General features: G+C 51.1%; 19 protein-coding genes. 16 read left to right on the forward strand and 3 right to left on the reverse strand.

Features of this window, described 5'->3' with window-relative positions:
• Positions 1-56: 56 nt before the first annotated feature.
• From ACKC9G_RS12815 to ACKC9G_RS12845, 7 genes are all read left to right on the forward strand, one after another.
• Positions 57-1310, forward strand: coding sequence for an adenylate/guanylate cyclase domain-containing protein (locus tag ACKC9G_RS12815; RefSeq protein ID WP_411405956.1), 1254 nt, complete (start codon positions 57-59; stop codon positions 1308-1310).
• Between the two features lie 170 nt (positions 1311-1480).
• Positions 1481-2707, forward strand: a complete 1227-nt coding sequence (locus ACKC9G_RS12820; protein WP_411405958.1) for a glycosyltransferase family protein — start codon at positions 1481-1483, stop codon at positions 2705-2707.
• Positions 2708-2749: 42 nt separating this feature from the next.
• Complete coding sequence (locus ACKC9G_RS12825; RefSeq protein ID WP_411405960.1) at positions 2750-3895, forward strand: glycosyltransferase family protein; 1146 nt, start codon at positions 2750-2752, stop codon at positions 3893-3895.
• On the forward strand, positions 3888-4670 hold the full coding sequence (locus ACKC9G_RS12830; protein ID WP_411405962.1) for a hypothetical protein: 783 nt from the start codon (positions 3888-3890) through the stop codon (positions 4668-4670). The genes ACKC9G_RS12825 and ACKC9G_RS12830 overlap by 8 nt, the downstream gene beginning before the upstream one ends.
• An 80-nt stretch (positions 4671-4750) precedes the next feature.
• A complete protein-coding gene (gene fabV, locus ACKC9G_RS12835; protein ID WP_411405964.1) occupies positions 4751-5932 on the forward strand; it encodes an enoyl-ACP reductase FabV in 1182 nt (393 codons plus the stop codon).
• Positions 5933-6414: 482 nt separating this feature from the next.
• Complete coding sequence (locus ACKC9G_RS12840) at positions 6415-6921, forward strand: hypothetical protein (protein WP_411405966.1); 507 nt, start codon at positions 6415-6417, stop codon at positions 6919-6921.
• Positions 6922-7044: 123 nt separating this feature from the next.
• Positions 7045-8739 (forward strand): hypothetical protein, encoded by a 1695-nt coding sequence (locus ACKC9G_RS12845; RefSeq protein WP_411405968.1) that lies wholly within the window; start codon positions 7045-7047, stop codon positions 8737-8739.
• A gap of 353 nt (positions 8740-9092) precedes the next feature.
• Here ACKC9G_RS12845 and ACKC9G_RS12850 read toward each other — a convergent pair whose 3' ends face one another.
• The 3 genes from ACKC9G_RS12850 to ACKC9G_RS12860 form a co-directional block, all read right to left on the reverse strand.
• The gene (locus tag ACKC9G_RS12850; RefSeq protein ID WP_411405970.1) at positions 9093-9773 is read right to left on the reverse strand and encodes a YoaK family protein; all 681 of its coding nucleotides are present in this window, start codon (positions 9771-9773) and stop codon (positions 9093-9095) included.
• Between the two features lie 97 nt (positions 9774-9870).
• Positions 9871-10950 (reverse strand): DUF1176 domain-containing protein, encoded by a 1080-nt coding sequence (locus ACKC9G_RS12855; RefSeq protein WP_411405972.1) that lies wholly within the window; start codon positions 10948-10950, stop codon positions 9871-9873.
• Positions 10951-11043: 93 nt separating this feature from the next.
• Positions 11044-11523 carry a GNAT family N-acetyltransferase gene (locus tag ACKC9G_RS12860; protein WP_411405974.1) on the reverse strand — a complete coding sequence of 160 codons (480 nt, stop codon included), beginning with the start codon at positions 11521-11523 and terminating at the stop codon, positions 11044-11046.
• 334 nt (positions 11524-11857) lie between these two features.
• Between ACKC9G_RS12860 and ACKC9G_RS12865 the strand changes: the two genes are divergently transcribed.
• The 9 genes from ACKC9G_RS12865 to ACKC9G_RS12905 all read left to right on the forward strand — a co-directional run bounded on the left by ACKC9G_RS12865 (position 11858) and on the right by ACKC9G_RS12905 (position 23411).
• The gene (locus ACKC9G_RS12865; RefSeq protein WP_411405976.1) at positions 11858-12853 is read left to right on the forward strand and encodes a rhodanese-related sulfurtransferase; all 996 of its coding nucleotides are present in this window, start codon (positions 11858-11860) and stop codon (positions 12851-12853) included.
• A 343-nt stretch (positions 12854-13196) separates the two neighbouring features.
• On the forward strand, positions 13197-14579 hold the full coding sequence (locus ACKC9G_RS12870) for a glutamine synthetase family protein (protein WP_411405978.1): 1383 nt from the start codon (positions 13197-13199) through the stop codon (positions 14577-14579).
• A gap of 16 nt (positions 14580-14595) precedes the next feature.
• Positions 14596-14922, forward strand: a complete 327-nt coding sequence (locus ACKC9G_RS12875; protein ID WP_411405980.1) for an antibiotic biosynthesis monooxygenase family protein — start codon at positions 14596-14598, stop codon at positions 14920-14922.
• Positions 14923-15004: 82 nt separating this feature from the next.
• Positions 15005-16390, forward strand: a complete 1386-nt coding sequence (locus ACKC9G_RS12880) for an aldehyde dehydrogenase family protein (RefSeq protein ID WP_411405982.1) — start codon at positions 15005-15007, stop codon at positions 16388-16390.
• A gap of 11 nt (positions 16391-16401) precedes the next feature.
• Positions 16402-17592, forward strand: a complete 1191-nt coding sequence (locus tag ACKC9G_RS12885; RefSeq protein WP_411405984.1) for an iron-containing alcohol dehydrogenase — start codon at positions 16402-16404, stop codon at positions 17590-17592.
• A gap of 57 nt (positions 17593-17649) precedes the next feature.
• Positions 17650-18351 carry a glutamine amidotransferase-related protein gene (locus tag ACKC9G_RS12890; RefSeq protein ID WP_411405986.1) on the forward strand — a complete coding sequence of 234 codons (702 nt, stop codon included), beginning with the start codon at positions 17650-17652 and terminating at the stop codon, positions 18349-18351.
• A gap of 310 nt (positions 18352-18661) precedes the next feature.
• On the forward strand, positions 18662-19495 hold the full coding sequence (locus tag ACKC9G_RS12895; RefSeq protein WP_411405988.1) for a hypothetical protein: 834 nt from the start codon (positions 18662-18664) through the stop codon (positions 19493-19495).
• Positions 19488-19889, forward strand: coding sequence for a PAAR domain-containing protein (locus ACKC9G_RS12900; protein ID WP_411405990.1), 402 nt, complete (start codon positions 19488-19490; stop codon positions 19887-19889). Before ACKC9G_RS12895 ends, ACKC9G_RS12900 begins: the two co-directional genes overlap by 8 nt.
• A 21-nt stretch (positions 19890-19910) precedes the next feature.
• Positions 19911-23411 (forward strand): hypothetical protein, encoded by a 3501-nt coding sequence (locus tag ACKC9G_RS12905; RefSeq protein ID WP_411405992.1) that lies wholly within the window; start codon positions 19911-19913, stop codon positions 23409-23411.

The following is a 23411-nucleotide window of genomic DNA, read 5'->3' on the forward strand; positions in this document are numbered from 1 at the left end:
GTTCTATCCTTAAGGGTGGTCTCACTCGCCTTTTCTTCTGCAAGGAGGCTACTTGCATGACCCCTGATCAGTTCCGACTTCTGACCTCTGGTATGGCGCACTTTTCCGGCTGGCCGGTATTGCCCGTGCTTGCCGAGTTGATGCTGGATACCCAGGTCGTTGAGCCCAAAGTGCTGGTGACCCGTGTTTGTGAGTCGCTGGCGCGCGCAGGTGCGGGGCTTCAGCGTATTCGTATTGGCCTCAATGTGCTGCACCCGGAAGTGATTGGCCGAACCTATACCTGGTGGCGTGGCAGCGCGGAGGTGGAAGAAACCAGTGCCATGCTGTCAGTGAAGGATACCTCCAGCTATATCGGTAGCCCCATTGAAGCGCTGAACCTTCAACGCCAGCCTATCCGTTATCGCCTGAGCGAGATCCCCGCTGAAGACATGCATATTGCCCTGAGCGAACTCAAAGAGCAGGGCGCAACAGACTATATTGGCTTTCCCATGGTCTACGCCGATGGTCGTGTTCAGACGGCGATGTTCTGTACTGATGCTGCCGAAGGGTTTAGCCGTGAGGATATCGAGAAGCTGGCGCTGGTGGTTGCCGTGCTTGAGCCGCACTGGGAAGTGATTGCCCGGCAAGAACTGTGCGAGTCCCTGCTCTCGACTTACATCGGCCCAAGGATTGCGCAGCGGGTGATGAAAGGGCAGATCCGTCGCGGCGATATGGAAGAGATTCAGGCCGCGCTCTGGTTCAGTGACCTGCGTGACTTTACCTTCATGACCGAGCATCAGCCTGCCGATCAAATGCTTGATGCACTGAATGCGTATTTTGAAACCGTGGCGGAAGAAGTCACCTCGCGCGGCGGTGAAATCCTGCGCTTTATCGGCGATGCCATGCTGATTGTTTTCCCGGTGAGTGAAAAGGTCGATCTGAATCAGGCGGCAGCGCTGGCACTGGAGGCGGCGCAGGCGACTCTGGCGCGCATTGAAGTGCTGAGCAACCAACGTCAGGCTGAGGATTTACCACCGCTGCGTTTTGGTCTGGGTTTGCATGTGGGCCGCGTGCAGTACGGCAATGTGGGCGCCCCAAGCAGACTCGATTTCACCGTACTTGGCCCTGCGGTAAATCGTACTGCGCGAATTGAAGACACCACCAAGCGGCTGGGTTATCCGCTGCTGATTTCTGCCGAGATGGCCTCGCTGCTGAGTAGCCCTTTGCAGAGTGTGGGTACTCATGCCTTCCGGGGAATCGATGAGCCGATGGAGCTTTTCATACCAATGGTCGAGGAAAGTGCCATTCCCGCCGTCAAAGAGCTGGGCTAAACTACTGTTTTGCCTGAGAAAATTGACTGATCCTTAGCGTCGGGTTGTGTCCGTCCGGGGTCATCAGCAAATAACTACTGGAAAGAGTGTCTTACCAACTGGCGCACTTTCAGGTTTCGTGTCAGGCTTCGAACACGGATGAATGCTCTCCGCAACAAGGGCTTGTCACAATGAATGCATTGGCTGAGGAAGTTGAAGACTTGAGACTGAATGATGCTCGCGTCCTGATTTATAGCCACGATACCTTTGGCTTGGGACATCTGCGTCGTTGCCGTGCACTGGCGCATGCCCTGGTGGATCGCTTTAAGGGCTTGTCTGTGCTCATTCTTACAGGCTCCCCCATTATTGGCCGCTTTGACTTCAAGGCCCGGGTCGACTTCGTCCGTATTCCCGGTGTGATCAAGCTCTATAACGGCGATTACACCTCGCTGGGTTTGCATATTGAACTTGGCCAGACACTCGCATTGCGCGAATCCATCATTCTGAATACTGCCCGTGCCTTTGATCCGGATCTCTTCATTGTCGATAAAGAGCCGCTGGGGCTTAAGGGCGAAGTCGAATCCACCCTGCAGATGCTCAAGGACACCCGCTGTAAAACCGTGCTGGGTATCCGCGATGTGATGGACGAGCCGGTCAAGCTCACCGAAGAGTGGCATCACAAGAAAGCCTTTCCTGCACTGGAAAACCTCTACGATGAAATCTGGGTCTATGGCGACCGTGCCATGGGTAACCCTCTGGAAGGTCTGCCGATTTCCGGGCAGGTGCTGAACAAAATGAGCTATACCGGTTATCTGGAGCGTCAGGTGCCGGAATACAGCCAGTCCCGCTATCTTGATCGTGTTGAGCGCCCTTATTTACTGGTCACGCCCGGCGGCGGTGGCGATGGTGCGTCCATGGTGGATTGGGTACTGCGTGCCTATGAGCAGGACCCGCGTTTGCCCTGGGATGTGATGATCGTGCTTGGCCCCTTTATGAGCCGTCAGGAGCAGCAGGGCTTTATTGAACGTGCTGAGCCATTAAGTGGCGTGCATGTCATTACCTTTGACTCCAATCTTGAAAGTCTGATGAATGAATCTGCAGGTATTGTTGCCATGGGTGGCTATAACACCTTCTGCGAGATTCTTTCCTTCAACAAACCCTCGTTGCTAATTCCTCGCACTGAGCCGCGTCTGGAGCAGTTTATTCGTGCGACCAACGCGACTTCTCTGGGGCTGGCGACCATGCTGGACCCACGTGAGGAGCAGACCACGGGCCGTATGATCGAAGCGCTTTATGCGCTGGCAGAGCAGCCGTCACCGCAAAGCCGCATGTCCGAGGATATGCTGAGTGGTCTGACGCGTGTGCAGGACCGTGTCGAAGGTTTGTTACTTCACGCCGCTGAAACCTCTGCAAGTTAGCCCTGACGGGCGCCGACAAATTCTCAAGGCCGAGGATATCTCATGAAAGTGCTGTTCTACGTCCAGCATTTGCTGGGCATCGGACACGTCAAACGCGCCGCCTTGGTTGCCCAGGGAATGAAATCCGCTGGTCTTGAGGTTGTCGTCATTCAGGGCGGAGAGTCTGTCGCGCAGGCAGACTTCTCCGGCGTAAGAGTTGAATCTCTTCCTGCATTACGCGCGGCGGATGCCAGTTTTAGCGGACTCGTCGATGCCGAGGGCAACCCGGCGGATGATGCCTTCAAAGCCAAACGCACCGAGCAACTGCTCGCACTTTTTGCCGCAGAACAACCTGATGCACTGCTGATTGAAAGCTACCCCTTCGGGCGTGGACAGCTGCGCTTTGAGCTTGAGCCGCTGTTAAAAGCCGCAGTTGCCACCTCGCCCAAGCCACTGATCCTGAGTTCCGTACGCGATATTTTGCAGCAGCGGTCTGAGGCGAAAGAGCAGAAAACCCTGGATCGTCTTGGCAAGTATTTTGATGCCGTGCTGGTACACGGTCAGGCCGATTTTATCCCGCTGGAGAACAGTTTTCTGGCGACACCGCAGCTGCCTGTGCCCCATTACTACACCGGTTATGTCGCCGATCAGTCAGCGGTGGAGACAAGCGCAGGTCAGGGTGAAGTCATCGTCTCTGCCGGTGGTGGCGCGGTGGGTTTTGCCATTATGGATGCGGCGATTCGGGCCAAACCTCTGACTTCTCTGAAAGATCACCGCTGGCGGGTGTTAATCGGGCCGAACCTTCCCGCGGCTGAGCGGGAGCGGCTGGAAGCGCTGGCGGATAGCTGCGTTATTATTGAGCCGGTGCGTAACGACTTTCGTGGGCTGCTTGCCCATGCTGCGCTGTCAATTTCTCAAGGCGGTTATAACACCCTGATGGATATTCTGCTGACCAGAGTGCCTAGCCTGATTGTGCCCTTTGAAGGCACGGGGGAAACCGAACAAATTACCCGGACGCGTGCCTTGGCCGGGCTTGGCCGCCTGAGCTGGGTTGCGGAATCGAGCCTGACGCCTGAGTCCATGGCTCAGGCAATTGAAGAGGCTCTGCAGCAAGAGGCGAATCATTTGCCGCTGGACATTGATGGCGCGCGAACCACAGGCGAGATTATCCTGCGTCTTTGGCAAGAGCGAGAGACCGCTCATGGCTGAGAAACACCGGGATTACCGAACATCGGCACAAGCCTGGGCGGCACTGGAGCAGGAACTTAAGCTCTGGAAAAGCGCAGGCGATACGCCGGCATTTTGGTGGCGAGATGATGATGCTGTCGCTGATACCTCTCAGTTGCAGGCACTGAAAGCGATCAGTGAGAAAGAAAACACGCCGGTCTTTCTGGCGGTCATCCCTGCGGATCTTGAGGCATCGCTAGCGCCTGCACTGGCGAACTGGCCGTTGGCTGGTGTGCTGCAACATGGTTTTGATCACCACAGTCATGCTGCAGAGGGGGAGCGTAAGCTGGAGCTTGATCCCCATCGGGCACCTGAAACGATTATTGAGTCCCTCAACGAAGGCTTTACGCGTTTAGCCGCAGTCTTCAAAGAGTCGCTTTATCCGGTATTGGTGCCGCCGTGGAATCGTTACCGGCCCGATCTTCCGGTGTTATTAGCCCAAACCCCGCTTAAGGTGTTGTCCGGCCTTGATGCGCGTGAACCTGCCGCTGTTGCCATGCTCAATGTGCATGTGGACCTTCTGCATCTGGATAAGGAAGAATCCGCTGAACTGGGGGAAGTGCGGGTGCTGACCAGCCTGATTCGGCATCTGGCGGCGCGACGTCTTGGTCAGAGTGAAGCCAGCGAACCGACGGGCATCATGACCCACCATCTGGTGATGTCGCCCGCGCATCTCTCCTTTCTTGAACGCCTGCTGCATTGCCTTAACTGCGCGCGCGTCCATTGGATTACCGATCCCGTTCCTGCGGCGCGCTAGTGGCTGTTGCAGGCCGAGGTTGTTTCTGTTGCCCTTGGCATTACAATGTGCACAGTCAAACTAGCGGGAAATAGGCATCCATGATTATTCAGCCCAAGATTCGAGGCTTTATCTGCACCAACTCACATCCTGTTGGTTGCGCAGCGAATGTTCAGCAACAGATCGAGTACGTAAAGGCGCAAGGCCCTTACTCTGAAGGCCCCAAGAACGTACTGGTTCTGGGTTGCTCCACGGGCTACGGTCTGGCTTCACGTATCGTTTCAGCCTTTGGTTATGGCGCGAAAACTCTGGGCGTGTGTTTTGAAAAAGAACCCAGTGAGCGCAAGACCGCCACGGCTGGCTTCTACAACACCGCCGCTTTCCACGACAAGGCCGCTGATGCTGGCCTGTACGCACGTACCCTCAATGGCGATGCCTTCTCTAACGAGATCAAGGCGGACGTCATTGAAGCGATCAAGCAGGACATGGGCAAGATTGATCTGGTGATCTACTCACTGGCCTCCCCACGTCGTACTGACCCTGCGTCCGGTGAAACCTACAAGTCTGTCCTGAAGCCGATCGGTCAGGCGTACACCACCAAGACGTACGACACCGATAAAGACCTCGTGCACGATATTTCCCTTGAGCCAGCCAGCGAGCAGGAAATCCATGACACCGTTAAAGTCATGGGTGGCGAAGACTGGGAACTGTGGATCAAGGCACTGGCCGAGGCGGATCTGCTGGCGGATAACTGCACCACCACCGCTTACACCTACATCGGTAAAGAGCTGACCTGGCCTATCTATGGTTCTGCGACCATCGGCAAAGCCAAGGAAGATCTGGACCGCGCCGCGATGGCTATTCAAACGGATTATGCGGACAAGCACCTGAAAGCCTATGTGTCTTCCCTGAAAGCACTGGTCACTCAGGCAAGCTCTGCGATCCCTGTTATGCCGCTGTATATCTCTTTGATCTACAAGGTCATGAAAGAAGAAGGCACCCACGAAGGTTGTATCGAGCAGATCACTGGCCTCTTCAAAGAGAAGCTGCTGGAAGCCGCGCCTGAAACGGACGAAGTGAACCGTCTGCGTATGGATGGCAAGGAAACCAACGATGCCACCCAGGCCAAGATCAAGGATCTGTGGGCACAGGTGACTCAGGAAAACTTCCACCAGCTGAGTGATTACGCAGGTTACCACAAGGAATTCCTGCACCTGTTCGGCTTCGGTTTTGACGGTGTGGACTACGAAGCGGATGTTGATCCGGTCGTTACCTGGAAATAATGCAGCGAACAACAGCGTAAAGAGAAAACCCGGCCTTGGCCGGGTTTTTTTATATTTACCCTATCCGGATAAGACCGGTTTTTTCGGTCCGAAGACGGTAGCCACAAACACGACTCTCTCAACGAATCTGGCCTAAGAATGGACGTCAGACACAGCCCACCTCCTCAAGAGTCCCATCCCTGCATGCTGTGTATCCAGCGAATGCACAATATCAGGCTCAGTTAGTAGAACAATAGGTTTAGAAAGCGGTTGGAAATATTTAGAAACTGATGCAGTATCAGGTAAAGAATGGACTTGCTGCCTGAGATACTGTGCCAGGTATTCCAGCAGTAGGCGCCTGCTCGTTTTCACGGAAGAGAATAAAGGATGCTTTCCAAATTCTCTTTATTTCTCCTAATGGTTATCCAGATTTAAAGGGTGCAGCTAAAACGGTAAGCCGAGTTGGCTCAGAATCGAAGTTTTATGCACTGCAGGAGTAGACTATGGAGCAACTCGAAATTCGCGAAGGCGCACGTAGACAGCATCGAGGTCTTGCCATGTTTTGCGTTCTTTATTGCTGGCACCATAACAAGAACGCTGTATTCTTAAGAAAAGAACTCTTGCTGCGCTACCTTGGCCTAGAGCGAATGAAAACCACTCGCTACGAGTGGATTATTGAAGATATCACAGATTACTTCCCTTACATCTTTAAAAGAAATAAAAATAATAATGAGCTCATTGTTTTCTCAAAAATCCCAGAAAGTGAGTTGTTGGAAAACAAAAACGAAGCAATCCATTTTTTTCCAAAAATTCTTGACCTTGCCAACTATAGCATAATTGGTTTAGATGCGGATGGGGATCAAGCCTATAAATTTATTGAAGACTCTATGCCATTCTTATCTGGAATTAAAAATCTTCATGAATTTGCAATAAATAATGCACTTTCACTTCTATCTAACGGCATAGTTCAACCAGCTAAAGTGCTTGAGTCGCGACTCATAAAAAAATAGTTCAAGTTTCTTGCATTGCTCACTCGGGAGAGACTCAAGCCGGCCTCTTAACCAAACGTTATGTTACTTTCCTTGATGCTGTATGGCATTTGAAGTTAGCCAACAATCTTATATAGGTGAATAATGAGTGGGGATTATGCTACACACAGAGCTGATATTGAGTTAATGATTGATGAGGAGTTTTATATTATCGAACCTCCTCATCCCTTAGTTGATATCTCAGTATGGCATTTATTCACTGTTGCGGAGGATACGCTGAGAATGTTTTTTGCTGGGTGGATTCCGGAGGGAAAAATTGACCCATCTTTTGTAGATGCGTATAAATATTCACTACGTCACTCCATTAGCCACGTGTTGAAGCATGCATTAAATAATAAAGTCACTTTGCCAGAAAAAACTATCCCTAAATCGTATGAAAAATCTGTAATGTTACTTGAAGCGGGTAAGAAGTACGAAAGATTATCGAGGTTAGTAGCTGCAACATACAACTCTCATGGCAAATTTATTAAAGTAGAGGGAGGGTATGAGCTAAAGTATCATGACTCATTAGACATGAGATATAGCGTATTGGAGCTCCTTGGTCATGGTGCAGATGTTTCAACTGACATAACAGGAATCTTACATTTCTGGCTAACTAGTGATGTCCCTGAAGCTCATTTAATCTTTTCAAGAATGCATGATTCTGTACGAATTAGACGTAAGAGAGTCACCTATAAATATGACGCTGTTACGACATGTGAAATAGCTAAACACATTCCGCAAAGAGAAAAAATTATACCTGATAACTTCGACTTTCCTTGGGGAGGCTCATATAAAACTCACGCACTGATCAATGCATTACTAATAAGGTGCTTCTACCATATTTTGGCCGTAGAAATTGCGGCGTTGAAATACTCTTTAAAGGGAGGTGGGGAGTCAAGTCTAGTGCTAATTATAAGTAGAGAACAACTTTGTGAAGATCTAATGCAACTTGCAAGCATTGCCAATGAAGAGGTTTATAGCTTTATAGATATGCTGACTTTTGGTAGGAAAAGTAAAACGCCTGACCCTGCTTTGCAACCGTTATATTTATCCAAGTCGAACATGTTTATGGTTCCGTGCATCCATATACTGAACAGTAATGTTCAGAGGAATATTTTATCTCTTATGGCTAAGACAAGGCAAAAAGAGTTTGATGCTCAAAGCGAAAGTTTTGAGGAACATATGGTTTCTAATATAAAGTCTTCGTTAGAATGTTGGAAATATTTTATTTTTAACAGAGAGTTTAAGTTTAATAAAAATAAAGAGGAAATTGATGGCCTCATAGTTGATGATGCTAGTAAAACTGTTCTATTGCTTGAGTTTCGATGGATTTTACAACCAGGTGATTCGCGTGAGGTCTATAATAAGATGAAGGCTACATCTTCTAAAGTAGATCAACTTAATCGTAAAATTGTTTTTTTTGAAAATAATTTAACTGAATTTATTAAAAACTCGTTTAACGGAATTATTAATGTTGGAAATCCTTCTGAATGGAAGGTTCAAGGTGTTGTTGTTATTCAAGGCTATGGTGGTACAGCTTCGCATGAATCTAATATTCCTGTGGTTACACTTGATGTATTTAAAAAAGGACTTAAGAAAATAAATAATTTGCAACGCCTATTTGAATGGATTAGAGATTTGAGTTGGCTGCCGACTAAAGATAAACATTTTACGGTAAGCATTGCGCATGAGAATCTAGGTGTTGAAAGGATATCTCGAGTTGCTGTAATTCCACTTGTAGATCAACTACAGTACACTGCTAGCCTGCAACAGAGCATTTTATCCTATACAACATAATCAGGAACTTAAACAGTGGATTAGATTTCGCTTCCCTACAGATTATAACCCGCTTAGTGCGTCATTATTGCCACCTCTGTGTCGATAGATGACGCTCTATAATATTCCGCATATATTGTCAAAATAAACATTCCCTTTCACTTTTCTATACAAGATAAGTCTACTAAATCGACGCTAATAATCCTCCAACCTATCCAATCAGGTCATGATTAACCGCCGTTAACTATCCGTCCCGTAGTTAAAGCTTAGAGAAAAGCCTTACAGGATATGCCCTGTAAGGCTTTTCTACGTTTTAAATCTGAATTTTAGTTAGAGGTATTTTTTTGTGCTTGCTACAAGGCGCTTTTGCGGTGTTAGGTTTCAGCGGCCTCAAGCAGTTCATTGTGATATCGACGATAAAAGCGATAGGCCGCTGCCATTAGCAGGCAGGCGATAGCAGGAACGGCGAGGGCATCAAAGCGTAATTGGCCAAAGAGCAAGGTGCCTGCATAACCACCGCAGATCAGGCCTGTAATGATGATAAGAAAGATCTTGGCTTTTCGGCGGTTCAGAGGTTCACCGCGAACTAGCGAGCCGAGCATAATGCCAAGGTCGGTGAAAATACCGGTGACGTGAGTGGTGCGGACAATCGCTCCGCTGTAGGTCGTCGCCAGCGCATTTTGAAGACCGCAGGCGGCAGAGGCGAGGAAAATCCCCGGATAGTCAAAGTGCCAGAATAATGCCATCGCCGCGAACAGCAGCACGGCTGAACAGATCAGGGCGATATCGTAATGTCCGCGCTTGAGCGTTGTGCCGTGTAGCAGCCAGCCTGCCCAGGCAGCGCCGACCAGAAATGCCAGAAGAACCCCAAACAGATAAAGGGCTGTCTCGTGAGAACCCTGAGCGACATTCACACCCAGAAGGTTGGTAGAGCCTGAAAGGTGGGAAACCGCCTGGAGATCAAAACCGACCAGACCGACAGCATTCACATAACCTGCGACCAGCGCCAATACAAAAGCGGCTGTTTCCACCCAGTGTGGTAGACGTGAAATCACACTTTTCTCCTTTAGCTAACGCCGGACCGGCGAGCTTTATGCGTCCTGTGGTCAGGTTATGCCACAAAGGAGAAGCGTTACCTATGCGCAGAGTGTTTTAGGGTATTTCCACCCTGGAAACAAAGGTTGGAAGATGCCAGGCGCCGCCTGCTGCTACCAAGCGACACATACCCGTAGAGGACTGTCCGGTTAGCTCAAAATTATGTCCGGTCCATGTCCAGTCCTGGCTACTCCAACAATCGCCAAGACCCCGGCCTTTAAAATTTGATAGTAGTTGTCCTTGATAATAATCGCTTACATCGGCAAAGCCTTCGCTGTAGGGAAGGTGTAAAGGCCAAGGGGTGTCATCAGGATAGTGTAACCATACTCCTGACCCACCTTGATAAGCACCTAACCAGCATTGAGTCATGATTAGGCTATAGCCATTTGAGAGTTCTGCAGTCTGAACTGTTGGCTCACCGATCCCATCTGATTCGGAAAGAGAAGGGCACTCATTGGCTTTGGTCGCTTTATCTCTCAGGCGTTTTATCCATGATGAAGCCTTCTTGTCAGGGAAACTTCGAGCTTCCTGATCTTTAACTGTCGCGGCATGAATTACCGGAACTGGTAATGGAGGGAGTGCCTGTGTTTCTGGCAGCTTACCTGTTTGGTAAAGGGCTGAGGGGGTATTCAGGCGACCCTGTACCTCATCTGCTTTCAGAAATACGGCATTAGAGCCTGTTGAAGACAACTCCCAACGCTTTTGATTGCTGCTGAAGGTGATGGGGTGTTCATATTCCAGTGCGTTCATTAACGCCGCTACTTGGGAGTCATTGAGTTTTCCCAGCGTATCTTCCAGTTTGATATTGCCAAGAAACTTACCATCGATACGCATTTCAACGGCGGTTATTGGTGGACTTGCGCCGTCATCATCATATGTACCTAGTTGAAACTGGCCCAAAACGGGTGTGCTTGGTCCTGCTGTGCGTTCCAGTAATACCGACAGGGATGCGCTCTGGCTGCTTTCATCCTGATACCCCGCCATTCGGCAGGTACGCGTATTGTCGCAACTAACCTCCCAGTCGCCATGTTCAAAGTGAACCCCCGGCCTGAGGTTTTCTGGCAGTATAGCGGGCGCGGCCCAGCTCAGAAGAGGCAGTAAGTACGATGCCAACAAGGGTAAAAGAAAGCGCTTCACCACATGATCCTCCATGATCAAAAAAGAGGCTCATTGTAGTGAAAAGGGGTGACTTGCCAATAGCAATGAAGAGTGGGGTGGGGATGCAGACCCTTAGTGGATCTGCATCGGTAACTCGAACATAGGGAAGGTCGCTTCACGCATAAAGGGCGCCTGATACTGCATCAGTAGCAGTGCCTGACCGTCCTGATTGCGGGTAAAGCGCTGGCTGGTGACAAAGCCGTAGCGGTCATAGAAATGACGGCCCTGACGGTTGGATTCATAAATCACGGCGGTCAGCTCGGGGTTAAAGCAGCGAACATGGTTAAGGAGGGTACAGCCGATACCTTTACCGCGATGTTCCGGTTCAACACACAGACAGACGATTTCGTTATCGACCAGACTGATAAAACCCACCACCTGCAACTGGTGAAGGTAGACCCAGGTTTCGCCCTGTTCGAGAACGTGGTCCAGCTGCTCCAGCCGTTCATAGCTGCGCCAGGCCGGATGATAATAGGCGCTAATTTCATTTTCCGTGTCTTGCCAAAGGGACTCGACAGCGGATCGATCGGAGGGCAGAAAGGCTCTGATCATGAGGGGTTCCTCATCTTAAAAATACTTCTCGGAATAGCCAACTGCGTGTACTCAGGTCCTCGTGACCTGAGAATCAGTTTCAACTCTACGCCTGTTGGTGGAAATCTGCCTAGAGTGATTCGCAACCGATTGCGCCATTTTTTGAGGCAGGCGCAGAGGGTCGTAATCTTGGCGTCGATCGCTGACACATCGATGCCAAGCCTTGGTCTGGCGGCCCTTGGCGGGTACAATACTGCCCCTCGAAATCACCGCAAAAGTGCGAACCACTCGCCTTTGCCGGTTATCCCTCATTCACTTGCTCTGGTTTTACGTTCCAGATCGCATGGAGAAAAGCATGTCCCAGTACGTTGTCTGTGCCCTGTATAAATTTGTCGCCCTGCCTGATTTTAATGACATCCGCGATCCGCTGCTGGCGGTGATGGAAGCCCATGAGATTCGCGGCACTCTGCTGCTGGCCGCCGAAGGTATTAACGGCACCGTGGCCGGAAGTCGTGAAGGGATTGATGTGCTGCTGAACTGGCTCAACAGCGATGAGCGCATGTCTCCCATTTCCTATAAAGAGTCCTATACCGACGTACTGCCTTTTTACCGCACCAAGGTCAAGCTGAAGAAAGAGATCGTGACCATGGGTGTGGAAGGTATCGACCCCCGCAAAGTGGTGGGTACCTATGTGAAACCAGCAGACTGGAATGCGCTGATTTCTGACCCGGAGGTGGTGCTGGTCGACACCCGCAATGACTATGAAGTTCAGATCGGTACTTTTAAGGGCGCACTGAACCCGAACACCGAAACCTTCCGTGAGTTTCCCGAGTACGTGAAGACCCATCTGGACCCTTCAAAGAACAAGAAGGTGGCGATGTTCTGTACTGGTGGTATTCGTTGTGAAAAGTCCACGGCGTACCTGAAAGAGCAGGGTTTTGAAGAGGTGTATCACCTGGAAGGTGGCATCCTCAAATACCTGGAGGAAGTGCCTCAGGACGACAGCATGTGGGAAGGCGAGTGCTTCGTTTTTGATAACCGTGTGGCGGTTAACCACCAGTTGCAAAAGGGTCAGTACGATCAGTGCCACGCCTGCCGTCGTCCGATTACCGAGGAAGACAAACAGCGTCCTGAGTACGTTGCCGGCGTGAGCTGCCATCAGTGTCATGAAACCCTGACCGATGCGCAGCTTCAGCGTTTTCGTGAGCGTGAGCGTCAAATGCAGTTGTCCCAAGAACGTGGCGAAAGCCATCTTGGGGGAGATGTGAAGCGCACCATTGATGAGCGTCGTCGCATTAAAGCCGCATGGCGCAAGCGCCAGCAACAGCGTTCCGCCAAAGCGGCGGTGTGAGCGACACCGGCGCTTTTACATAGCGCAAGCGAGAGAAGAGCGAAGGTTAGCCCCTTCGCTTTTTTTATGTCTGTAGCGTCGTCCGAGGCGTTCCGATGCCGGTGCAGGCCGGCATTTTTGCTTGCCTTTCTGTCACTATCATTTTTTTTAATAGTAGTCTCCCGGCCAAAATGAATCTGATTGCGTCGTCCGGGGGGCTGACGCTATAAGGTGGTTTTACTCAGAACGATTCCCACGGCGCCCGGCGCCGACCGGCAGTGGTTGTGCACGACAGTTGCTTGCTGCCTTTGCTATGGATGCAGGACCGAGCAGCGGTCTTGTCCGAGACACAAAGGAAGGACAGATGAATCCCAGAGACGTAAAAACCATTGCCGATGCCAAGCAGATTGTGAAGGAGCGCGAACTCACCCACGTCAAGGTCGGTTTGTTCGACAATGACGGTGTGATGCTGGGCAAGTACATGAGTCGGGACAAGTTCTTCTCGTCTCTGGAAGGCGGTTTTGCGTTTTGTGATGTGGTGCTGGGCTGGGATGTCAAAGACCAGCTGTATGACAATGCGAAGTATACCGGCTGGCACACCGGCTACCCCGATGCGCCTGTGCGCATCATTCCTTCCAGCTGCCGTGAGTTACCTTTTGAAGACGGCGGCATGCTGCTGTTCCTCGCCGAGTTTGATCAGGCGGCCAGCGAGATTTGTCCGCGAGGCACCTTGCAGCGCGTGCTGGCGCAGGGCAAGGAGATGGGCTTTGATGCCTTCGCCGCGCTGGAGTATGAGTTCTTCCTCTTTGATGAAACCCCGGCGAGTATCCGCGAAAAGGGCTTTCGCAACCTTAAGCCCTTTACGCCTGACTGGATGGGTTACTCCATCATCCGCAATACCGTGCACTCCGATCTGTACCACCAGATTCTGAAGCTTGGCGAAACCATGGATTTCCCCATTGAGGGGTTGCATACCGAGACCGGCCCCGGCGTGCTGGAAGCGGCCATTGCGGTGGATGATGCCAGCGCTGCCGGTGATAAGGGCGCGCTCTTTAAAACCTTCATGAAGGTGCTGGCCCAGCGCAATAATCTGATGGCGACCTTTATGGCCAAATGGTCAAAAGACTATCCCGGCCAGAGTGGGCATATTCACCTTTCGCTGCGCCATCGCAAGGGCAAGCTTAAAGGCAAGTCCGCCTTTTATGATGCTGAGCAGAAGCACAATATGAGCAAACTGCAGCGTCACTTTCTGGCAGGTCAGCAACGTCTGATGCCGGAATTCCTCTGTATGGTGGCGCCCACGCTGAATTCCTACCGGCGCCTGATTCCCGGCTTTTGGGCGCCGACCCATGCCACCTGGGGGGTCGAGAACCGCACGACCTCGCTGCGAGTCATCCCCGGATCGGAGAAGTCCCAACGCACGGAATACCGTCTCGGTTCCGCTGATGGCAACCCTTATCTTGCGCTGTCGGCGGCGCTGGCCTCCGGCCTTTACGGCATCATGCAGGAATGGGAACCGGAAGAGGAAATTGTGGGCAACAGCTATGAACAGGAGCATCCATCCGAGCTGGCACTGCCAACCACGCTCTGGGAAGCGGCTCAGCGTTTCAAAGCCTCCAAAGCGGCGCGCACGATGTTCGGTGATGCCTTTGTTGAGCATTTTGCGGCGAGCCGAGAGTGGGAAGAGCGAGAGTTCCGTAAGCACATCAGTGACTGGGAACTGGATCGCTATTTCGAAATTATCTAAGCCTGAGACTGATGCCATGAGTATTGCCTCCACCCCCAGGCCTCCTTACTACGCGGTGATTTTTACCTCGCTGCGGACGCAGGAAGACGCAGGTTATGTTGAGACTGCCGAGCACATGGTGGCATTGGCGCAGCAGCAACCCGGCTATCTGGGGATGGAGTCGGCGCGGGAAGAGGTCGGTATCACCGTTTCCTACTGGCGCGACCTTGAGGCCATCCGTGCGTGGAAGCAGCAGGTCGATCACCAGGAAGCGCAGCGTCGCGGCAAGCAGGACTGGTATCAGGCGTTTAAAACGCGTATCGCCTGTGTTGAGCGCGATTATGGTTTTGAGGCCGGTACCTGAGGGTGCTGTCGCCAGTGTATTTCTTATTACGTCGTTTAAATGTGTTAGCAACGGACTGCCCAGCAGTCCCTCGGGAGAAGTTATGACCCTGAAGACCATCAGCCCGATCGACAATAGTGTTTATGTCGAACGCCCTTATGCCACCGATGCGCAGATTGATGAAACTCTGGCACAGGCGACGCGCGCGCAGGCGCTGTGGAAAAAAGTGCCATTGGCTGAGCGCAAGGCACTGTGTGAGGCGGCGATTGCTGCCTTTGTGGCAAGCAAGGAAGAGATCGCCAAAGAGCTGACCTGGATGATGGGCCGCCCTATTCGCTATACCCAGGGCGAAGTCGCAGGCGTGGAAGAGCGCGGTCGTTACATGAGCAGCATTGCCGAGCAGGCACTGGCGCCGGTGCAGGTGGCTGAGAAAGACGGCTTTATTCGCTATATCAAGCGTGAACCCATAGGTGTTGCGCTGGTGATTGCTCCCTGGAACTACCCTTATCTGACCGCCATCAATGCGGTGATTCCGGCCATTCTCGCGGGCAACGTTGTCATCCTCAAACACTCAGCGCAAACCCCACTGTGTGCCGAGCGTCTGGCAGAGGCTTTTGCCAAGGCCGGTCTGCCTGAAGGTGTGTTCCAGTATCTGCACCTTGATCATGCCGCGACCGAAGCGCTGATTCAGGCACCTGTCATTAACTATGTTGCCTTTACCGGATCCGTGGCTGGCGGTGCGATGGTCGAGCGTGCTGCCGTCGGCCGCTTCATCGGTGTGGGTCTTGAGCTGGGTGGCAAAGACCCTGCCTATGTCCGTGCCGATGCCAATATTGATCATGCGGTCGAGACGGCGATTGATGGTGCCTTCTTCAACTCCGGGCAGTCCTGCTGCGGCATTGAGCGTATCTATGTACACGAAGCGGTCTACGATGAGTTCGTCGAGAAAGCCGTTGCGCTGGTGAAGACCTACAAGCTCGGCCGCTCGGATGACCCTGAAACGACACTCGGCCCCGTCGTTAAAGCCAGCGCCGCTGACTTTGTTCGCGGCCAGATTCGTGAAGCAATTGAGCAGGGCGCGGTAGCGCATATTGACGCGGCACTGTTCCCCATGGACAAAGAAGGTACGCCCTATCTGGCGCCTCAGGTGCTGACTCATGTTGATCACACTATGCGTGTCATGACCGAAGAGTCTTTCGGGCCGGTGGTCGGTATTCAGAAAGTTAGCAGTGACGAAGAGGCGATTCGCCTGATGAATGACAGCGATTACGGCCTGACGGCGGTGATCTTTACCGCCGATATCGATACCGGTATTGCACTGGGTGATCAGGTGGAAACCGGTACCTTCTTCCTGAACCGCTGCGATTATCTTGACCCTGCGCTGGCCTGGACGGGGATCAAGGATTCCGGCCGTGGCTGCACCTTATCGAGCGTGGGCTTTGAATCCCTCACACGTCCCAAGTCTTACCACATCAAAACTGCTGTTTAAGGATTGCTTCGATGACGCAGCCAACTTCACGTGAGCAATTTGCCCACTTTACCCGTAACTGGAACTACCCCACCAATATGCGCGTGGGCGTAGGCCGCATCGACAATCTGGCCGTGGCCTGTAAAGAGCTGGGCATGAGTCGCCCGCTGCTGGTGACGGACCCGGGCCTTGCAGCCTTACCGATGATTCCCAACATTCTGGCGATGCTGGAAAAAGACGGCCTGCCTGCCGGTCTCTTCACTGAAGTCAAAGGCAACCCCACTGGCGAAAACGTTGAAGCCGGTGTGAAAGCCTTCAAGGAAGGTGAATATGACGGTGTCATCGCACTGGGCGGTGGCTCCGCGCTGGATGCGGCCAAGGCGATTGCGCTGATGGTCGGCCAGGACCGTCCTATCTGGGATTTTGAAGATGTGGGTGACAACTACCTGCGCGTCAATGTCGCAGGCATGGCGCCTGTCGTTGCTGTGCCGACGACGGCAGGAACCGGCTCCGAAGTCGGACGCTCGTCTGTCATCACCGATGCCGCCAAGCATGTGAAGAAGATTATTTTCCATGCGCGCATGTTGCCGGAGATTGTCATTCTGGACCCGGAGCTGACCGTCGGTCTGCCTGCCAAAATTACGGCGGCAACGGGAATGGATGCGCTGTCCCATAGTCTCGAAGCCTATTGCGCGCCGGGTTATCACCCGATGGCAGAAGGCATTGCGCTGGAAAGTATGCGCCTTATTAAAGACTTCCTGCCACGTGCGGTCGCGAAGGGCGATGACATTGAAGCCCGTCTGCAAATGCTGGTGGCATCAAGCATGGGCGCAACCGCATTTCAGCGGGGGCTGGGCGCCATGCACGCACTGGCTCATCCCCTCGGTGCGCTCTTTGACCAGCATCACGGCATGCTGAATGCCATCCTGATGCCTTATGTATTGAAGGCGAATCAGGCGGTGATTGCGCCACGTATCGGTGATCTGGCGCGTTATCTGGATCTGCCAGAGCATAGCTTTGAAGGCTTCCTGACCTGGGTGCTGGAGCTTCGCGCCTCCCTGGGGATTCCTCACACGCTGGCTGAAATCGGCCTGAATGATGCGCAGGCGGATCAGGTTGCCAGCATGGCGGTAGAAGATCCCACGGCGGGCTCAAACCCTATTCCCTTTACCGCCGAGCAGTACAAGGCAATCTATCTGGCAGCCCTTTCAGGCACGCTGTAATTACAAGTCACCGTGCTCAGGAAGCTTTCGGGCTTCCTGAAACGAGGAGAAGCTGTGATGAAAATCGGCATTTTGCAGTGTGATGATGTCAATCCGGCCTTGCAGCCGGACCATGGCAATTATCCGGCAATGTTCGAGGCGCTGCTGCGTGAGCAGGCGCCCGATGCCACCTTTGCGGTCTACCGCTGTCTGGAGGGGGAACTTCCCGCCTCGGTCGGGGAGTGTGATGCCTATATCACCACCGGCAGTAAAAGTTGTGTGAATGACGACAACCAATGGATTCGCCAGCTGGAGGACTTTGTTCGCGCCCTGTACGAAGCCAACAAAAAGCTGGTCGGGATCTGCTTCGGTCATCAGCTGATTGCCAGAGCCCTGGGCGGAGAAGTGTTGAACTCTGAAAAAGGCTGGGGGGTCGGTATGTCATTCAATGCCGTATCCAGCCCGAAACCCTGGATGCAACCTCAACAGGACAAGCTTGATCTGATTGTCAGCCATCAGGATCAGGTAGTGACGCTGCCGCCTGAGGCACAAGTACTGGCCAGCAGTCGCTTCTGTCCTTTCTACATGCTGGCTTACGGTGAGTGTTTTATGAGTGTTCAGGGCCATCCTGAATTCAGTAAAACCTACTCGCGGGATCTGATGAACCTGCGCCGCGGTGTGATTCCGGATGAGCGCATCCGCGAAGGGCAGGTATCACTGAACGCTGAGGTCGATGATCGGGTGATGATGTCCTGGATCATGCATTTCTTTAAAGCCTGACGCTGACAAAGCGGTGAGGTATCACTCAAAACCGATGCGAAAGCGTCGGTTTTCTTATGCCTGCAGCAGCGGCTAACAAGCCGGTTAAGGGGAAAAGGGAGGAAAAAAGGATAATCAGTGCCTGAGTTAAAAAATGTTACTGAGTGTGAGTGAGCTGGTTCTATGATAGGCATCTCACTTAGACCCCTCCCGCAGGCTTAACTCTGGAGCCTGTGTGTGATCTGTTCAGGGACGAGCGGATGATACTCCTTAGGTTTTTAATGACAGGCTTTCGCCTGGCGGTTTCCTGTGGTTATAGGAAGTGGCGGCGATGACGATGTCGATCCGGCTTTTAGCCCAGCTGTTGGGTGATGTACCTCTTCCCGATGCGTATTCTCCGACGTCGTATCTGCTTGCTGATATCCAGGGGGCGAATCCCTGTGAGCGCACGCTGGCGATGATAGATGTTGCACTTCGCCGGTACCCTGAACTGAACGAGCATCCTTGTGTATTCCTGCTACCAGAGTTTGGGCTTCACTCCGTAGAGTTTGATGCCATCTATCAGGCACTGCCTCACACGCGGGCTGTTGATCTCTTTATGTACGGTAGTGTTGCGCTGTCGATGGCGCTAAACCGCATTCAGCACCATCTTTCTACGTCTGAGCATGTGATGGTGGTGGCGGTGACTACGCCACTACCTCAGAACCCGGCTTCGGTTCAAAGCGAGGCGCTCTGTATTGCTCATGTCAGTCCTGCATCAGGCACGCGTCGTGTGGCAGATGTTCGTCACTCGCGTTGGCGACCCTACACCGAAGGCTCCGGTCCGGAGCTGTTGGCTCAGCAGCTACAGCGCTGGGAAAACGTCGATATTACTCACGTCTTGAACTATCCCCTTCATACCAGAAGCGATGCGGCCCAATTTACGCGCTTCTGGTACGAGGCCCCCTTGCTGTCTTCAACACAGTTACTCGGTAAACAACACTGCGATGGAGAGAGCGGTGCGGTCGAGCAACTTTTGAGATGGGTGGAGTTACAACTCATGCCAGCCAGTGCTGGCCACATATTACAGCTGGCGAGAAATACGCTGGGTTGGTACTCCGCCGTGCTATGGGAGCATCAGGCCACTGAGCCTCACCACAGAAAAGGAATTCCAGTTTATGGGTAAGCCAGCAGCGGTGGTTGGAAGCTATCACACCTGTCCTGCAAAACGGGGAAAGACGCCTCATGTCGGCGGTCCGGTAGCGGGAGGGTCATCTAACGTTTTTATTGGCGGTGTACCGGCGGCTCGGGTGGGAGACCCCCTGATCTGTAATGCGCCGCCAGATGCTATCGCTGCAGGCTCCGCCACGGTTTTTATTAACGGGAAACCCGCCGCGCGCCAAGGCGACCGCACCGTTCACGGTGGTGTGATTGTCAGTGGTAATGCCTCGGTCGAGATTGGCGATAAAACCTACGCAAAAGACGGCGTCTATGTGGGAGCAGGGGATTCCAGCGAGATGCCACATTACGAGCGTGAAGTAAGCCCAATGACCGATGCCACTTATGGCTTTAGTTACTGAGAAGGCAACAGGATATAACGGATGACAACAGGTACGGACACCACCACTGCCACACCCGCAGCGGTTGCCTCAACTTCTTCTGCAACACCGGCAGCCACTCCTGCGCCGGAATTCAAACCGACGCAATTTGCTTTACCCGTAGTCAAGGCAGATGGCACCGAGTTTAAAAATGCCGAAGAGCTGGATAACAAGATCGGCGGTAACCTGATGGGTAACTACCTATTGGGCGAGAATAATTTCTGGCACGGCGGCATTCATTTAACGGGTCACATGTTTCCCCATCACCGGGCTAAATTACCCATTCGCTGTATTGCCGACGGCGAAGTTGTTGCCTACCGCATTAATGAAGACTATTTCAAACAGACCTTACCGGCTGTCGATGGGCTAAGAGAGGCTGAGCTCTATACCTCATTGGACTTCTGTCTGGTCCGGCATGATTACAAAAGTCCGAAAAGGAAAGACCCCCCCAAAGCGGCAGAAACGCCTGCCGCAGCTCCTCAGGCTGCCAACGTGGCCGCTGGTCAGCGCTATCGGGTTGCCACGAGTAAAGATCCTCTGACAATGAGGAAGTCTCTTGAGGCCGCGAGTTTCAATGCCGCGACTAATAAAGTCAAAGTGGCGAGAGACTCCGAAATGACGATTGTCGATGGCACTTCACAAAGGGCTCCAAACGGGCTTGATTACTATCAGGTTTCTACTGATGGGCAGACGCTTTATGCGCCAATAACGCTGATTACACCGGTACGCTATGTGGTTAAAAGTACGGCAAATGGCAGGGCTGATCCTGCAGGAGCTGACTTTAAAAAGGTGGGTAGCCAAACGCTGGTAGAGCTATTGTCAGTCGATACCGTTAGCGCTGTGCAGGGCGGAACTTCGCATCAATACTTCCACTGTAAAATTATTACGCCGATGAGCTGCGACCTGGCGGTTCATGAAGGTGATGAGCTGTATATCGTGGACTCTTGTTTGCGTCCTGAGCCTTTGCCAGCGGCAATTGTGGCTGCGGAGCCTGAACCCGCAACACCTGCGCCCATGGAGGAGACTCCACCAGAATATAATAGTCTGCGTTTGTACAGTCTTTATATGCACCTCACGCCTTTTTCCGAATATAAGAAAAATGAAGAGGAGCCATCAGAACAACTATTACTTATTAAAGTCACAGGCCGCACCAACCTTCGAAAAAAAGATACGACAAAGGAAGGGTGGCTAATAAAAGACGGTCACTTTGAAAACGGAGAGGTGCTTTCCAAGCAGTCAGGTAGTGCCAGCTCTTTTCAATACGATAGTGGTAGTACAAATACTTTTTATAAAGTGAAAAAAACCGTCAGGAAGCAGGATGGTAGTTATGAAGAAGCCGGTGAGGAAATCTATGTCTATAGCGGTAAAGTAGAAGCGTTTACGCAAGAAAAGAAAGCTCAAATTAAACCGATCTATTGGACTGAGCAGCGTGAGGCTCTTACCAAAGGGCAACGTGGCACGCGAGAAGAAGATAAAACAACGTCCGCTGGGTTGATTAAAACGGGAACAAAAGTCCGCTATCAGGTTGCCAGCAGAACAAAAGCGGCGCAGGGTGACACCTTCGATATGATTCGCTGCACAATTCTGGTCGATGGTGCCTACACGGATATGCCGAACGCGATAAGCAAAGGCAAAACGGTGTGGTTGGAGATTCAATCTACAGCACTGGCCGATAGCCTCGAAGATTTGGGCTTGGGTATACCTGAGCATTGCAACTCTGGCGCAGAATCCACGGTGTATGTACCTCCAACGCCTATCCCTGTGAAAGCCGGTGACCCTGTCGGGTATATCGGCAGATACGATGTCCAGGCAACCAATGGTCAAGGCTCCCAGGCAACCCAGTATGATTGGGTTCATCTTGAATTGTTTTCAGACAGTGATGAACAAGCAATTAACGATCTGCTAAATAACAAAGCAAAGGTCAACGTTGGCCGACAGTATCTTAAGATCCCCGCGACACAAGAGCCAATCACTCTCTATAAAGCGGTAGAGGATGCGAACCACAAAAAGGTGATGCAACCTACTGAGCAGCAAGTCATCTTTAACGATACTTTTGGCGGTGGCTACCTGCCCGAATATGTCGAAGTCAGTGGTAGCCCAACGAAAGATGCGCAGGGAAAAGAATGGTACCCCTTCAAGGAAGACACATTTATTGAGGCCAGTCGCGGCAAGGTCATCAATCAGTTTGATCTTAAAGAGATGGGCTTCCAAATCATCAAAGAAACCGATGAGAGTACCAGCGGTTTTTACTCTCAGGATGCGACTGAAGTAACGCAGGATTCTAGAGAGTTCTTTAAGAAGATTTTTGCAGCGGCAGATAACCAAGCCACTTTATCTGACGGCTCCAGTAATACTGGCAAAGGTGATGGCAAACTCTCCAAAGAAGAACTTTACGCGGCGTTCTCGAATACGAATTTTCGGGATGTGGTTAATAAGGTTGTTGCTTATCATCCGAGCGAGTGGGGACAAGATCACTTAGCAGCGATAAATGAGTTAATAGATGATTGGCATAATAAAAATTTAAGTAAGCATGTTAGAAATACTATCGATTTTGAGGCCGAAAGAGTCAAAGAACTTTCAGTTATCAATACTCCATTTGATAACTTATTATGGCATATTCAGCCATTGGCAGGAATTAATGCTCTTGCAAATGGGAGTTGTTGTGATAGAAACCTGAATGCAGATATAATGCTTGCTATAGCAAAGAATAAGATTTCACGGGATTTTGCAGAAGAACTGGCAAATAACTTTAATCTTTCTATGGGTATGGATAGTAGATTTAACTCTTGTATATGTAAAGCTTATATGTTTTCTCAAATGTCGACGGAAAGTGGTTTTTTTACAAAAACTTTAGAAAATGATGGTAAAGGAAAAAGAAAGTACGATCCCTTCCGTGGTAGAGGATATATTCAGTTAACAGGAAAAAGAAATTATAAGTCTTACGAAAATTTTTCAAAACAAAATTTTACTGAAAATAATAATTGGGAAAAACTAGAGACTCTTCCTCATAGTGTCAATTGCTCAGTATGGTTCTTACATAATTGTCATCCTTTTCTTAACCATGCTCAAGCAGATGATTTTCTTGCTTGTTGTATGGATATAAATGGTGGTCTAAATGGACGTCAGCATAGACTTAATGAATACAAAAGACTGTTGGAAATTTTTAATGTAAAAAATTGCCCTCATGCGAGCCTTAGAACAGCATATGATGACTTTGAAAAAAGTCAAATTTTCAATATGCAACGCGGTGCTTTCGGCTGGGGAGTTTGGCATGACCACTATTTTATCGATCATCCTAATAATTACGTTGTTAATATAGATAAAAACAAAGTCGAATCTATAAAAGGATACGAAAGGTTTTTGGATTTGATAGAAGGTACTAATTTTAATGATAAGACAAATGAAAAAGATGATAATGGGAATTATGTAGATAAAATCTGGTTTACAGCTAGGCGGCCAAAGGAATTTGCAGTAAGAAGGCTGGGTTTTTTAAGAGGAGAGTAA

Source organism: Pokkaliibacter sp. CJK22405 (assembly GCF_046614695.1).
GTDB lineage: Bacteria > Pseudomonadota > Gammaproteobacteria > Pseudomonadales > Balneatricaceae > Pokkaliibacter.

Coding starts and splice junctions, on each gene's coding strand:
- ACKC9G_RS12825 (WP_411405960.1), top strand. CDS start 2,750: ATGAAAGTGCTGTTCTACGTCCAGCATTTGCTGGGCATCGGACACGTC.
- ACKC9G_RS12895 (WP_411405988.1), top strand. CDS start 18,662: ATGACGATGTCGATCCGGCTTTTAGCCCAGCTGTTGGGTGATGTACCT.
- ACKC9G_RS12830 (WP_411405962.1), top strand. CDS start 3,888: ATGGCTGAGAAACACCGGGATTACCGAACATCGGCACAAGCCTGGGCG.
- ACKC9G_RS12820 (WP_411405958.1), top strand. CDS start 1,481: ATGAATGCATTGGCTGAGGAAGTTGAAGACTTGAGACTGAATGATGCT.
- ACKC9G_RS12880 (WP_411405982.1), top strand. CDS start 15,005: ATGACCCTGAAGACCATCAGCCCGATCGACAATAGTGTTTATGTCGAA.
- ACKC9G_RS12875 (WP_411405980.1), top strand. CDS start 14,596: ATGAGTATTGCCTCCACCCCCAGGCCTCCTTACTACGCGGTGATTTTT.
- ACKC9G_RS12870 (WP_411405978.1), top strand. CDS start 13,197: ATGAATCCCAGAGACGTAAAAACCATTGCCGATGCCAAGCAGATTGTG.
- ACKC9G_RS12900 (WP_411405990.1), top strand. CDS start 19,488: ATGGGTAAGCCAGCAGCGGTGGTTGGAAGCTATCACACCTGTCCTGCA.
- ACKC9G_RS12905 (WP_411405992.1), top strand. CDS start 19,911: ATGACAACAGGTACGGACACCACCACTGCCACACCCGCAGCGGTTGCC.
- fabV (WP_411405964.1), top strand. CDS start 4,751: ATGATTATTCAGCCCAAGATTCGAGGCTTTATCTGCACCAACTCACAT.
- ACKC9G_RS12885 (WP_411405984.1), top strand. CDS start 16,402: ATGACGCAGCCAACTTCACGTGAGCAATTTGCCCACTTTACCCGTAAC.
- ACKC9G_RS12815 (WP_411405956.1), top strand. CDS start 57: ATGACCCCTGATCAGTTCCGACTTCTGACCTCTGGTATGGCGCACTTT.
- ACKC9G_RS12845 (WP_411405968.1), top strand. CDS start 7,045: ATGAGTGGGGATTATGCTACACACAGAGCTGATATTGAGTTAATGATT.
- ACKC9G_RS12865 (WP_411405976.1), top strand. CDS start 11,858: ATGTCCCAGTACGTTGTCTGTGCCCTGTATAAATTTGTCGCCCTGCCT.
- ACKC9G_RS12890 (WP_411405986.1), top strand. CDS start 17,650: ATGAAAATCGGCATTTTGCAGTGTGATGATGTCAATCCGGCCTTGCAG.
- ACKC9G_RS12860 (WP_411405974.1), bottom strand. CDS start 11,523: ATGATCAGAGCCTTTCTGCCCTCCGATCGATCCGCTGTCGAGTCCCTT.
- ACKC9G_RS12840 (WP_411405966.1), top strand. CDS start 6,415: ATGGAGCAACTCGAAATTCGCGAAGGCGCACGTAGACAGCATCGAGGT.